This is a genomic window from Acinetobacter sp. SFB (genome assembly GCF_001647545.1).
GTDB lineage: Bacteria > Pseudomonadota > Gammaproteobacteria > Pseudomonadales > Moraxellaceae > Acinetobacter.
Window position 1 is genome coordinate 46,786 of record NZ_LSZH01000012.1, and the last position, 12,452, is coordinate 59,237.

Sequence of the window (12,452 nt, forward strand, 5' to 3'; positions counted from 1 at the left end):
CTCACTTCGGTGGGCTTTTATTTTATCTATTTTAGAGAATTTAAATATGAAAACATTAATTGTCTTAGGTGCAGGTATTGCACTTGGATTTGCTCTTAAAAAACCGGAGAAAATAAAAGAACCCCGTTTTGTTATTGTCGATGAACGCGAAAATCTGGGTGAACACCTCTTTGGTCGCGAGGGTAAAGAGGCTTTCGTAAAATTCCTTAAGCAAAATCCTACAAACTTAGGTCAATAACTAAAGTTTTTATTCGAGGACAAAATGAAAATACAAACGTCACAATTTGGCGAGGTGCACGTATTAACAAATTGCCCTCTGTTAAGTTCAACCGAGCGCCTGGAATGGATGACTGAAGTTCATGAGTCATATGGTGGTAGTGAAGACCGTTACCCGCTACGTGATACACCTCGCCAGATCCTAAGCTTTAACTATGTGCAGATGCGTAAAGCAATGGGTGACATGTTTCACATGCTGTCTGCCAATTTGCGCGGGCAGTGGGGTATACCGCTGCGACAGGTCAAGCGGGCTATTCCAGATATTGTCGATGATGATTACCTCATTCTCTATACAACAGCCACCATAGCCGACCTTAGAGTCGGTTTTGCTTTTATTGAGAGCAGGGAAGGTGGTCAGGTGGTTGAGATTATTGAGCGTGGCCGCTACATCATTATCCAGGAAGAAATCCGCGATCCTGAAACCGATGAGATTATTCAGGAGTTGGAAACTGAGTATCAGGACGGCTTTCGCCTGGCTGCAAATATCACAGCGACCAATGCGGTGATGATGCCGTTACGGATCTGCATTATTGATGGTGATGCTTCGGTTAATGCCGGTGGTTTTTGGTCCAATGCTTCAATGGTTTTTCGTGTACTGGCTGAAGACTTACCGGAACATTCAGGTGATATTCCAGTGCAGTACAAAGACAACGATATTTACTTTAAACCGTTGCTGCTCGATGGCGACTCGATTGAAATCAGCATGAGTCAGCATCAAAACGTAGTGGATAACAGTGTCGGCAGCTTTCAGTCATTTACCCATCACAGCAAGGTAAAGCAGTCCAAGCCGTTTAAATCTTTAATTCGGACATGGGATGAGTTTCAGGAATTTAGACGCTTTCTGTTTCGTCGGGGTGGTCGATACCGTCCGTTCTGGTTGCCACTTTATGAAAAGCAGCTGAATATTTTAAACACCGGCTATATCAGCACCAGTTTAAGCACAAATACCAAATATCTGGTTGAGGCTGATCGCAAACATATTGCAGTCAAACGTAAAGACGGCAGCTGGACAGCGCATGAAATTACAGCGAGAACAGGCGGCTCATTGACTGTTTCACCTTCAATTAATGCTCAGCGCAATGATATTCAAACCATCTGCTATATGGGCCTTTATCGCTTTGATGCAGACCAGCTTGAATTTCAATTTTTGGGCGCGGGGATTAGTCAGGTCACGGTGCCAATTCTGGAGTTAGAAAGCTAATGGATATTCGTGTAGAGCTTTATCAGTTTAAGCATGGGGAAAAGGCGTGGTATTTCACTAATCATCGTAAAGATGTCACGCACAACGGCAACACATATAAATCTGTACGTGGCTTGGATCGTGATGCCATTGAAGATGCCGACATTGATAAGTGTGAAATTGAGGTCACTTTTCCGCAAAGCACTTTAAGAAATGAAGTTGGCGATAGCTTCACCCGTATATTCCTCAACAAGATTTACTTTGAGTCGGTTTATTTGACGGTACTTGAGCTCGAGAAAAACGAAACTCTGGTGCTGTTTATTGGCCGCGTGACTCAACCCAAGTTTGATGATAATGCCGATACATTGACTTTGATTTGCTCCACCGGTGAATCCTATTTAAACCGGACTATCTTGGTTAGAAAGTTCCAGAAAACCTGTCCAAATTCAATCTATGACCGTTGGTGTGGATTGAAATTTGAAGACTGGGCTTTTGATGTCACTGTCACTGCAATCAATGGACTGACGATCACATTTACGGTCAATCCCACTCAAGTGAAAGATGAAGACGGTAATCTGGTATTTATTCAAGTACCTGTGCTAGATGAACTAGGGCAGCCTGTTTTAGATGTAAATGGGCAGCAGACCTATACAGATGGAGATCCAGTGATGGAAACCAAAACCTATGCTGCAGGTTACCTGAATCGTGGTCTGTTTAAAAAATTGGGTGTCTATACTTTCATTGCGGGAAATACGGAAAATTCAGTCAGCTTATATCGACAGCATGTCGATTTAAAAGTCGGTGATGTCATTCAGCTGGCACCCGGTTGTGACCAATCATTAAAAACCTGCCATGAAAAATTTAACAATGCTGTCCGATTTGCCGGACACCCCTATATACCCGGTGAAAACCCGGTGATGACGCAATTAATTAAGTGAGGTGATCTATGATTATTGCACCATGGCTTATTTATGCATTTTTAGCTGTCACGGCTGCAATGATGGTTTATACATACGTCTCAATGCGCAAAATGCAGAAGAAAAACGGTCAGACAGCCAATCAACTAGATGGCACGATTGCCGATGAAGGTACTTCATTTAGTGACATTGCCGGCAGTCCGCACATGTATGGAAATATTACCCATATGTGGGGAAAAACCACCACACCGATTAAATCGAAGGGTGGTAAATAATGAAAATTTATATGTCTGATATACGAAAAGCCAAAATGTGTGCTCGCGGATCGCGGGCCTTTTTTTTGTCTCAAGGCTGGGACTGGCAGGACTTTCTTAAAAATGGAATTGAGCTTGAAGTTGTGAAAGCATCAAAAGATGCCATGGCGCAGCAGGTTGTGGAGGCGGTAGAAAATGGGCGGAAGTAGCAGTCAAGTAACAGGACATAGATATTTCACAAATTTTCTCATGTTTATTGGCAATCCAATTGAGAAGATGCTCGGGATTAACTTTGATAAACGTGGCTGGATATCGACTTTTGTCGATGAAAATGGAAATGCTTTAGCTCAAGGCGTTATTAATGCACCTAATTTGTATGGGGAAAATGAAGGCGGTGTTGCTGGAACAGTTCATGTTCAATATGGCAGAGATAATCAAGCTGTATTGCCATTTTATAAAGACTATATGGAGTCTATGGGGCTTCAGGCTTCTGCCTATCCATATCAATCCTATTTGGCCTTTACAGGACTGGGCAAAGTTAATACAGGTAATGGCTGGATAGATGGTGCTTTTGGTGCATTAGCAGGCCACATGAATGAGGCTTTTTACCTCGGTAACACAGGTTATATGAAAGAAATGCTGCTTTGGCCAAAGCGAACAAGAATCAGAAATGATGGTCGCAGACAGTGGTATGAAGTACGCGGGGATGGGGCAATTGTTTGTGAAATTGATGCAACATTAATCCCAAGCGAATACATGGGAAAGATTGCCCAAATTGAAGCAAACCCACCACAAAACAAGTGGTACGGAACCAGCAATCAGGATAATCAATACTACGAATTCACACAGAATGGGTTAATTAGCGGGTATGTTCAAGATTTTTACTCTCAATTTGGTGGGTATGGTAAAGAAGGCCGTGTAAAAACAACTTTTCCAAATCTTGATGGCTTGGTGATGGAGGTTGAAATTTGGGGTGATGATGGAATTTCATTTTTTGACTGGAAAGGTGGCGGCTTTACTATGGTGCGTGAGTGGTCTCAGCAATCATATGTCACTTGCCGGAAATACTGGATTATTTTTGATCCTCTATATCCTGATAAGAGCCTAAGTTTTGGTATTACAGACCAAATTCCAGGAGGGTCAAATTCAAATCATAAATGTGTGATTTGGGCTAGGCTTGTTCTTGATCCGTGGTCAGGTACTGGTAGCAGCAACGATGTTAGGGCAGTAGATATTAATCCAATCCATAAGATCCGTGAAATTCTCACTGATGACACGGCAATGAATAAACCTGAATCTTCTGTGAATGATGTAAATTTCATTAAAGCAGCAGACTGGATTTGGAATGAAGGGTTGGGGGTTTCATGGTCTATTACTGAGAAATCCTGTATTGATGCCATTAATGAGCTTTGCTATCACATCGAAGCTGGTATTCGTGTTAATCGTCAAACTGGTCTTTATGAAATGGTTTTATTTCGTGACAACTGGTTTGCTGAAGATGAAATACATACGATCACTGAAAGCAAAATCAAAAGCATGCAGTATGAGATTACCAATGCTGATGAAGTCATTAATCAGGCCAATGTAAATTATTACGATCGTGCCAATATTAAAAACTCATCATTCTCCATTTCTGAAAATGGCCTAATTCAAACATTAGGCAGAGTGAATGCTGAAACTTTAGATTTTCCCTATTTTATGAATATGCGTAATGCTGAGGTTGTTGCGAACTGGAAGCTCAAGCAGTTATCTACCGGAGCTTTTAAGGGGTCATTCACAACAGGTTGGCGCGAGGCGCGAAAATGGAATCGTTATGACCTGATCCGGCTACCTTGGTCTAAGCGATGGACTGGAACTATTTTGGTTCGCATTATGAGTATTAATCTTGGCGGTCCAACGAATAATGAAGTGACAATTGAGTTTATCGAGGTTGTTCCAGCAACTGGGATGATGAATACATCCATCGTTGCGGATGATCAAATCAATACTCAACCGGAAGCACCAAAGCCATGTAATGCTAAAGTATTTGAGCTTCCATATTTTGAAGCAGTGCAAGCTTTTGGTGAGCGCGAAGTAAATGCTGAGATTTCTGATACTCCAGAAGCGGGCTATTTATGTGCTATTGCCGAGAAGCCGCAAAATAACTCACTGAGCGCTGCTTTATATGTAGATAACGGGAACGGTTTTGAGCGGGTGACAACTATTAATTACTGCGAAACCGCTTATTTAGATCAAGCTATTGATCGCATAAGCAGGACATTCACTGTTAAAAATATTGGCAATATAGCATCGGTACGTACTGGTAGTCAGATTTTTATCAATGATGAAATCATGGTCTATCAGTCTTACGATGCTGAAACCAAAGCTTTAACAGTCAAACGTGGCGCGCTTGACTCAGCTCTACAAAACCATGCCTTAAACTCAATTTTATACCTTGCTGATGACTTTGTTGCTATTGATCAAACACTTTATACACAGAGTGAAATCATTAATGCAAAAGTTTTGACAACTACGCCGAGCGGTGTTCTTGCTTTAAGTGATGCAGCAACTCATGGAGTTGAATTTAATGCTCGTGCCATCCGTCCATATCCGCCAGCAAACGTAAAAATTAATAATGCGTACTGGCCTGAAGAAATTGAAACAGATCTGGTCTTAACTTGGGTTGATCGAAACCGCTTGCAGCAAACAGGAGGTGAAATTATCGGGTGGTATGAGGGCAATGTAAGCATTGAACCGAACACACAAACGCATTTAATTTTATCTCAACTTGATGAAAATGATAATGAACTAGCAACCTCAAATGCAAATGTAACTGGCGCAACAAGCTACACAATGCCAATTTCTGCAATGCAGGCTTCTACTCGCACAGTAAGAGTCACTTTAAAAACGATACGCGATGGTTATGAGTGTTTAAATCCTTTTAATCACACCATTGAATTATCTCAATTCTTCTCAGCACCATACAATCTAACAGTTGAGTTTAAAAATGACTAATAGACTTGAAATGAATTGGAAGCTTGACGGCTTTGTTGATGAGCAGCGTTATTATTGCTCTGAAACACCGATTGATAAAAGCAGCTTGCCAGCGCCAAAAGCAGTGCTGGCAGGTTATGCAAGGGATTATGTTGATACAGATGTTGTCGCTAACAAAACATATTACGTAAGATTTAGTTCAGTAAAAAATGGGGTTGAGAAAATCAGCGGTGAAGTACAAGTTAAAGCGTCTGTTGTAGATCCAAATTTTAAAGTTAAACTGATCACTCAGAATGGAGTTCTTGTTGATAATGGTTATTCAGAATTCATTTGGACTAAAGTGGGAGTGGTTAATTACAATGAAAATAATGAGTTAGCTTTTAATCAAAGTGCTTATCTGAAATCAGATAAAATATTTAACTTTAACGCTGACTTCGAGTTTGAATTTGAGTTCTATATAGCGTCGTCTGCAACAGATGCATATTTTGGCATTGTAAAAAATACAGAAACAGTGTGGGAGAGTGGTGGCTTTCAGATATCAATCGGAGGGACCAATGTTGGATATGAGTCAAATAAACTTTTATGCGGTTTTTATGGGTCAGGTTCAATAGTTAGTTCAGCTAACATTGATAGAAATATATGGACTAGTGCAAAAGTAACTCGCATTTCAGGGGTATACACTCTTTATTTGAATGAAGTGCGGACAGCGTCTGGATCTAGCAACCAGAACCCGACTAGCGGAATATTGGTTGTAGGACCGTCTATGTCAACAGGCCCGATCAAAATACGTAATTTTAAATGTAAGTAGTTTTTAAATCTCCAGTAAAACGTGTCAGCCCCAAAACGGGGTTTTTTATTGCCAAAATTTAGGGGGCGCGATGTCAAACGCGACACAAGTAGTAGATGTTTCAGGACCGGTAGCAACCACAGCAGGAACAGGCATCACCATTGCATCATGGTTAGCAACATGGGATTGGGGTTTTTTAATTGGTGTAATAATCGGTTTATGTGGCCTGGTTATTAGCTTTCTCAACTACCTATCAAACCGACAATTTCAAAAGCGCAAAGATCAGCGCGAAGATGAATTACATCAATTAGAAAAGAAAAAGTTAGAGGGCTTGTGCAATGTCAAAGAGTAAATATGCAGTCGTACTATTAGCAGCTTCGGCTGCTTTTTTTACGTCTTTAGAAATACATGAAGGCTATTCTGCAAAGCCTTATAAAGATTCAGGTGGGGTAATTACCCAGGGCATCGGATCTACAGTCAAGCCTAATGGCCAACCAATCAAAATTACAGATGCGTCAATTACCCGAAAAACTGCTCAAGAATGGGCAAAAGCACACGTATCAAAGGATGAGATTGTTTTTCGTAAATCACTGCAGGGTGTGAAATTGTCTCAAATTGAATATGACACCTATTTGGATTTTTCATACAACTTCGGTCAATCTAACTGGCAGTCATCATCGATGCTTCGCAATCTAAAATCAGGCCAATATATACAGGCCTGTGATTCATTGTTGAAATGGAAATATGTGGCTAAGCGTGATTGTTCAGTTAGATCTAATAATTGCTATGGGGTTTGGACTCGTCAAGTTGAGCGTCACTCTAAGTGCATGGGGGCACAATAATGCCATTACTTATCTGGAAATTTAAACACTGGATCGCAATTGCGGTCCTTTCTTTTATCTGTCTTGGACAACTTGCTTACACAAACCACTTAAGCGGAAAACTTCAGGTTGCTGAAGCTGCATGTGATTCACGTGTGGCCAAAGCCATCAAACCTTATGAAGATGCAATTGATCAGGCTCAAACAGAAAAAGCCACCATCATGCAAACATGGTCAAATAAATACATAGAGGTAGAACAAAATGCGATTAAAAAAATACAAGATGCGAATGCTGCCGCTCGTAGTGCTGATGTGGCTGCTAGTGGGCTGTCAAAGCAACTCAGTGAAGCCAAAAAACGTTTGTCCACAGCTTCCCATCAAACCATCGTTGAGTACACCATTACCAACAGTGAGTTACTCGAAGCATGCACAGCAGAATATCGAAGCATGGCAGAAAAAGCAGATGGCCACGCAATTGATGTCGAGCGATTAAGTGAAGTATGGCCCTCATTTTGAGGGTTTTATTTTTTTGTCTGCAACTTTATTGCAACCTTGGAATAGTTATATAATTATAAATTATTGAATATATTTCAAATAATATAAAATATCTTCCCATCAATCATTGGCGGAATAAATTCAGTGCTGGTCATGTGATTTGTCTTGGATCAATCTGTCGTTAATTAAAATGAATGATATTTACAAGGAAATGTAGGAAAAGTTACACATTTAGAAGTGTGAGCATGGGCAATAAAGCGGTGCGATGCTATCATAATTGGTCTTTGGAATCATGTCGGGAATAATATGCAGTATTCATTTAATTTGGCCTTGAATAATGAAGACGATACCCAAAATCTAGCACAGGTTTTGGCGCAGCATTTTAACACGGGCGTGGTTTATTTAATTGGTGATTTAGGCGCAGGGAAAACCACACTGACCCGCTATTTCTTGCAAAGTTTAGGGCATCAGGGTGCAGTAAAAAGTCCCACTTATACCTTGGTTGAACCGTACCATATTAATGGTAAAGATATCTTTCATTTCGATTTATACCGCTTAAACGACCCTTATGAACTTGAGCTGATGGGGATTCGTGATTATTTAGAAACGCCAGAGGCGCTATTTCTATTTGAATGGCCTTCAAAAGGTGGCGATGAAATTCCACCAGCTGACCTGATTATTAATATTGAAAAGTCTGAAGATGAGCTGACACGTACAGCAAGTTTAAGTTTTGCATCAGCAGCATTAAACCAAGCATTAGAGAGTCATTTTAACAATGCGTAATGATTTAAGCGAACGTCGTATTCATACCCTTAATCCTGCTCTGGCGAACCAGATTGCGGCAGGCGAGGTGATTGAACGTCCTGCATCGGTGGTGAAAGAATTATTAGAAAATTCAATTGATGCGGGTGCGACCGAACTTATTATTCGTGTTGAACAAGGTGGTAGTACCTTAATTGAAATCATAGACAATGGTCATGGAGTTCATCCAGATGATTTAGCGCTGGCCGTCATGCGTCATGCCACCAGCAAAATTCATACTGCAGATGATTTACAGGCCATTGTTAGTTTGGGGTTTCGTGGAGAAGCTTTGGCTTCGATTGCGGCAGTTTCACGGTTAACCCTGACCAGCAGCCAGAATGAGGATGGAATCGGTTATCGGGTGGAAGTAAATGGTACCGCTTTTGATCATCAGGAAATTCAGGCAGTCGCGACTCAAAAAGGCACCCATATCCGGATTCAGGATCTGTTTTTTAATGTGCCGGCACGTCGAAAATTTTTAAAAAAGCAGGGCACTGAGTTTGGACATATTGAAGAAATTGTCCGTCGTCTGGCCTTAACCCATTTTGATATCCGTTTTGTTTTAGAGCATAACAATAATATCAGGTTGAACTTGCCGCTGGCTGATAGTGGCGAACTCCGTTTTCAGCGTGTTCAGCAGTTGTTAGGTCGTCAATTTACTGAAAATGCCTATTGGATGGATGCCGATAGTATCAGCATGCGTCTATCTGGTTGGCTCGGTCATCCATCCGATGCACGTTCACAAGCGGATTTGCAGTATGTCTACGTAAATGGGCGTATTGTGAAAGATAAAACCATCTCTCATGCTTTGCGTATGGCTTACGACGGGATTCTGCATGGTCATCAGCATGCTGCATATTTGCTGTTTTTAGAAGTTGATCCTGAAAATGTTGATGTTAATGTACATCCGACCAAACATGAAATTCGTTTTCTAAATCAGCGTGAAGTGCATGAGTTTGTGCGTCATTTTGCCAAAGAAACTTTGTCTCAGTTTCAAACCGCAAGTGCTGACTTGGCCCAAGCCATGAAAGTGCAAGAGGCAGATGCTCACCATCCTCAAACGCAACTTCCGCGTTATCAGGAGCAGTTTCAACTGCATCGTGCTGTAGAGACTTTGGAGCCAGCCATGGCAGCTCAGTCATCTACTGAGTTATTAACGGATTTCAACGCCAGTAGTCCGCAGCCTGTTCAATATTCAGCTCAGTCTTCGCAAAGTCGCTATACAGGTTCGCAGCAGCTCAATAATGCGTTGCAAAGTTATTTGGCGCCATTACGTGAATCTACTTCGTCGAATGCAAATGCAGCGTTGAATCAATTTGAACCAAGTACAGCTGTTCAAGTCGATGAACATCCATTGGGGATTGCGATTGCACAATTGCATGGAATCTATATCCTGGCGCAAAACACCGAAGGCTTGATTATTATTGATATGCATGCCGCACATGAGCGGATTGTATTGCAACAAATGAAAGCCGCTTGGGATAAACCGGAATTCTGGACTTCACAGCAGCTGCTCATTCCCAAAGTGATCAGTATCAGTCGTATGCAAGCCATGCGGGTAGATGACCTGAAAGATCAACTTGCGCGTTTAGGTCTAGAAATTGACCAATATGGCGACGAACAAGTGATTGTGCGTGGGGTGCCTGCCATTTTACATAAGGCCGATTTTGAATCTTTAGTGCCAGAATTGCTAAATGATTTAGACCCAAGTGATGAAGCCCAAGGCTTGTTGCAAAAGCGTGATCAAATTTTGGCGGGAATGGCCTGTCATGGCGCAGTTCGTGCACATCGGATATTGAGCCTTTCGGAAATGAATGCACTGCTGCGTCAAATGGAACAAACCGAATTTGCCAGTCAGTGTAATCATGGACGTCCAACCTGGCGTGCCTTTCCACTTTCACAATTAGATAAACTTTTTGCTCGAGGAGAGTAGTTGTACATGTCAAATCAATTGCCGGTCATCAATTTAATGGGACCAACTGCAAGTGGTAAAACCGCTTTGGCATGTCAACTTTATGAGCAAGGTCATTTTGAACTTATCTCCGTCGATTCTGCGCTGGTTTATAAAGATATGGATATTGGTACAGCCAAACCGACCAAAGAGGAACAGGCACGTTATCCGCATCATCTGATTGATATTATTACACCGTTAGAAGTGTATTCGGCAGCCAATTTTGTCGAAGATGCCTGTACCTTGATTGACGATATGCATGCACGGGGTAAAACACCCATTTTAGTGGGTGGAACCATGTTGTATTTCAAAGCCTTGCTAGAAGGATTGTCGAGCAATTTACCCAGTGCTGATCATGCCATCAGAGCTGAAATCGAAGCACAAGCAGAGCGGGAGGGCTGGGAGGCGGTTTACGCAGAATTGTGTGCAGTAGATCCATTGGCTGGGCAGAAATTTAAGAGCAGCGATAAGCAAAGAATCATTCGTGCATTAGAAGTATTTAAGCTTACAGGACAGCCGATTACAAAATTACAAGCTGAACAACCTAAAAATGTACCATATCGTTACACTTTTCATAATCATGCTTTATTGCCTGATCGTGTAGAATTACATAAACGTATAGAGATGCGACTTAAAACTATGTGGGATATCGGATTTTTACATGAAGTGGAAGGTCTGATTGGAAAATACGATTTAAATGATAATTTACCCTCCATGCGCTCTGTCGGTTATCGTCAAACTTTAGAATTCCTGCAAAAAAGTGATCAAAGTAACGAAAAACGGCAAGAAATGGAGGATAAGTCCTTGTTTGCGACACGACAACTTGCAAAACGTCAATATACATGGTTAAGATCTTTGCAAGAATCGCATAGTTTTAAAACATATTTGACGATAACGCAGGCTCAAGAAGACTTGCGAAACTGTTACGGATAAAGCAAAATTTAGTAACTGTCTTTTTATAATTTTTATTTGAAAAATAGAGATAGTTTTTGCGCTGATTTTTAAATTTTTTGGAGTTATAACATGTCTAAAGGTCAAACTTTACAAGATCCGTTCTTGAATTCTCTCCGTAAGGAACGTATCCCTGTTTCTATCTTCCTTGTTAACGGTATTAAATTGCAAGGTCATATTGAATCTTTTGATCAATATGTCGTTTTATTAAAAAATACTGTAAGCCAAATGGTTTACAAACATGCGATTTCTACAGTAGTTCCTGCACGTAACCCACGTCCTGCCGGTGCTCCTGCCGGTGCTCAAGGCGCTCCTGGTAGCTTTGGTGCTCAAGGCGGTCAAGGTGGCTTCGGCGGTCAACCTGGTGGCTTTGGTGGTCAAGGCGGCTTCGGTGGTCAACCTGGCGGCTTCGGTGGTCAAGGTGGCTTCGGCGGTCAACCTGGCGGCTTCGGTGGTCAAGGCGGCTTCGGTGGTCAACCTGGCGGCTTCGGTGGTCAAGGTGGCTTCGGTGGTCAAGGTGGCTTCAGTGGTCAATCTACTCCAGGTTTCGAAGGCGAAACAAAATTTGAAGATTCTCAAGACGACGAAAACAATCGTTAATTGTTAATTTTTGGAAACCTCTCCTTGTGAGAGGTTTTTTTTATTTAAATATTTATGGTTTTAAAGTTAATCTGTGCATATATACTTGTGTGACAATATTACCCAAGTAAAAGTCAATTGTTAAAATAACATTCGAACGATTTACTTTTAGAAAGATTCTCATAACTTTATTCCGAAATACTACTCAGTAATTAAGAAGTTTTATTTTTGACCTCTAAGTAGTAAAATTTTTGAAATAGTTAGCTTTAATTGAAAATAATATTGATTCAGAATGGCTATACATTCATTAAATTTTTTTGAACATATAATTATATTGCTAATATGAAAAAGTCAAAATATCTTAAAAGAGATTAACGGAAACAATCCAAAAAATTATTTGCCAGTAGATGCAAATAGCAATCCTATGCCACCAATTGTTGAGGTTCCATTACATAAATTTCCAAGTTT

14 protein-coding genes are annotated in these 12,452 nt (G+C 41.0%); all 14 read left to right on the top strand.

Annotation, left to right across the window (positions count from 1 at the left end):
• The first annotated feature begins 46 nt into the window (after nucleotides 1-46).
• The gene (locus AY606_RS07545; protein WP_067866738.1) at nucleotides 47-238 is read left to right on the top strand and encodes a hypothetical protein; all 192 of its coding nucleotides are present in this window, start codon (nucleotides 47-49) and stop codon (nucleotides 236-238) included.
• Between the two features lie 24 nt (nucleotides 239-262).
• Nucleotides 263-1,477: a hypothetical protein gene (locus tag AY606_RS07550; protein WP_067866740.1), complete on the top strand. Its 1,215-nt coding sequence runs from the start codon at nucleotides 263-265 to the stop codon at nucleotides 1,475-1,477.
• Nucleotides 1,477-2,394, top strand: coding sequence for a phage BR0599 family protein (locus AY606_RS07555; protein WP_067866744.1), 918 nt, complete (start codon nucleotides 1,477-1,479; stop codon nucleotides 2,392-2,394). Before AY606_RS07550 ends, AY606_RS07555 begins: the two co-directional genes overlap by 1 nt.
• Before the next feature lie 8 nt (nucleotides 2,395-2,402).
• Nucleotides 2,403-2,648, top strand: coding sequence for a hypothetical protein (locus AY606_RS07560; RefSeq protein ID WP_249409230.1), 246 nt, complete (start codon nucleotides 2,403-2,405; stop codon nucleotides 2,646-2,648).
• 11 nt (nucleotides 2,649-2,659) lie between these two features.
• On the top strand, nucleotides 2,660-2,836 hold the full coding sequence (locus AY606_RS07565; protein WP_249409231.1) for a hypothetical protein: 177 nt from the start codon (nucleotides 2,660-2,662) through the stop codon (nucleotides 2,834-2,836).
• Nucleotides 2,823-5,621, top strand: coding sequence for a phage tail protein (locus AY606_RS07570; RefSeq protein ID WP_081408376.1), 2,799 nt, complete (start codon nucleotides 2,823-2,825; stop codon nucleotides 5,619-5,621). The genes AY606_RS07565 and AY606_RS07570 overlap by 14 nt, the downstream gene beginning before the upstream one ends.
• Complete coding sequence (locus AY606_RS07575; protein WP_067866747.1) at nucleotides 5,614-6,408, top strand: hypothetical protein; 795 nt, start codon at nucleotides 5,614-5,616, stop codon at nucleotides 6,406-6,408. The genes AY606_RS07570 and AY606_RS07575 overlap by 8 nt, the downstream gene beginning before the upstream one ends.
• A 70-nt stretch (nucleotides 6,409-6,478) precedes the next feature.
• Nucleotides 6,479-6,739, top strand: a complete 261-nt coding sequence (locus AY606_RS07580; protein WP_067866749.1) for a phage holin family protein — start codon at nucleotides 6,479-6,481, stop codon at nucleotides 6,737-6,739.
• Nucleotides 6,726-7,229: a lysozyme gene (locus tag AY606_RS07585; protein WP_067866751.1), complete on the top strand. Its 504-nt coding sequence runs from the start codon at nucleotides 6,726-6,728 to the stop codon at nucleotides 7,227-7,229. The genes AY606_RS07580 and AY606_RS07585 overlap by 14 nt, the downstream gene beginning before the upstream one ends.
• Entirely contained in the window at nucleotides 7,229-7,723 is a 495-nt protein-coding gene (locus tag AY606_RS07590; RefSeq protein WP_067866753.1) for a hypothetical protein, read from the top strand. Before AY606_RS07585 ends, AY606_RS07590 begins: the two co-directional genes overlap by 1 nt.
• A 285-nt stretch (nucleotides 7,724-8,008) precedes the next feature.
• A complete protein-coding gene (gene tsaE / locus AY606_RS07595) occupies nucleotides 8,009-8,485 on the top strand; it encodes a tRNA (adenosine(37)-N6)-threonylcarbamoyltransferase complex ATPase subunit type 1 TsaE (protein ID WP_067866755.1) in 477 nt (158 codons plus the stop codon).
• A complete protein-coding gene (gene mutL / locus AY606_RS07600; RefSeq protein WP_067866757.1) occupies nucleotides 8,478-10,436 on the top strand; it encodes a DNA mismatch repair endonuclease MutL in 1,959 nt (652 codons plus the stop codon). The genes tsaE and mutL overlap by 8 nt, the downstream gene beginning before the upstream one ends.
• 6 nt (nucleotides 10,437-10,442) lie before the next feature.
• On the top strand, nucleotides 10,443-11,387 hold the full coding sequence (gene miaA / locus AY606_RS07605; RefSeq protein WP_067866759.1) for a tRNA (adenosine(37)-N6)-dimethylallyltransferase MiaA: 945 nt from the start codon (nucleotides 10,443-10,445) through the stop codon (nucleotides 11,385-11,387).
• Nucleotides 11,388-11,477: 90 nt separating this feature from the next.
• Complete coding sequence (gene hfq / locus AY606_RS07610; protein ID WP_067866761.1) at nucleotides 11,478-12,005, top strand: RNA chaperone Hfq; 528 nt, start codon at nucleotides 11,478-11,480, stop codon at nucleotides 12,003-12,005.
• Nucleotides 12,006-12,452: the final 447 nt, after the last annotated feature.

Excerpts from the sequence above, each read along its gene's own strand:
- hfq (WP_067866761.1), top strand. The coding sequence starts at position 11,478 with ATGTCTAAAGGTCAAACTTTACAAGATCCGTTCTTGAATTCTCTCCGT.
- mutL (WP_067866757.1), top strand. The coding sequence starts at position 8,478 with ATGCGTAATGATTTAAGCGAACGTCGTATTCATACCCTTAATCCTGCT.
- AY606_RS07585 (WP_067866751.1), top strand. The coding sequence starts at position 6,726 with ATGTCAAAGAGTAAATATGCAGTCGTACTATTAGCAGCTTCGGCTGCT.
- tsaE (WP_067866755.1), top strand. The coding sequence starts at position 8,009 with ATGCAGTATTCATTTAATTTGGCCTTGAATAATGAAGACGATACCCAA.
- AY606_RS07555 (WP_067866744.1), top strand. The coding sequence starts at position 1,477 with ATGGATATTCGTGTAGAGCTTTATCAGTTTAAGCATGGGGAAAAGGCG.
- AY606_RS07545 (WP_067866738.1), top strand. The coding sequence starts at position 47 with ATGAAAACATTAATTGTCTTAGGTGCAGGTATTGCACTTGGATTTGCT.
- AY606_RS07560 (WP_249409230.1), top strand. The coding sequence starts at position 2,403 with ATGATTATTGCACCATGGCTTATTTATGCATTTTTAGCTGTCACGGCT.
- AY606_RS07590 (WP_067866753.1), top strand. The coding sequence starts at position 7,229 with ATGCCATTACTTATCTGGAAATTTAAACACTGGATCGCAATTGCGGTC.
- AY606_RS07575 (WP_067866747.1), top strand. The coding sequence starts at position 5,614 with ATGACTAATAGACTTGAAATGAATTGGAAGCTTGACGGCTTTGTTGAT.
- AY606_RS07565 (WP_249409231.1), top strand. The coding sequence starts at position 2,660 with ATGTCTGATATACGAAAAGCCAAAATGTGTGCTCGCGGATCGCGGGCC.
- miaA (WP_067866759.1), top strand. The coding sequence starts at position 10,443 with ATGTCAAATCAATTGCCGGTCATCAATTTAATGGGACCAACTGCAAGT.
- AY606_RS07570 (WP_081408376.1), top strand. The coding sequence starts at position 2,823 with ATGGGCGGAAGTAGCAGTCAAGTAACAGGACATAGATATTTCACAAAT.
- AY606_RS07580 (WP_067866749.1), top strand. The coding sequence starts at position 6,479 with ATGTCAAACGCGACACAAGTAGTAGATGTTTCAGGACCGGTAGCAACC.
- AY606_RS07550 (WP_067866740.1), top strand. The coding sequence starts at position 263 with ATGAAAATACAAACGTCACAATTTGGCGAGGTGCACGTATTAACAAAT.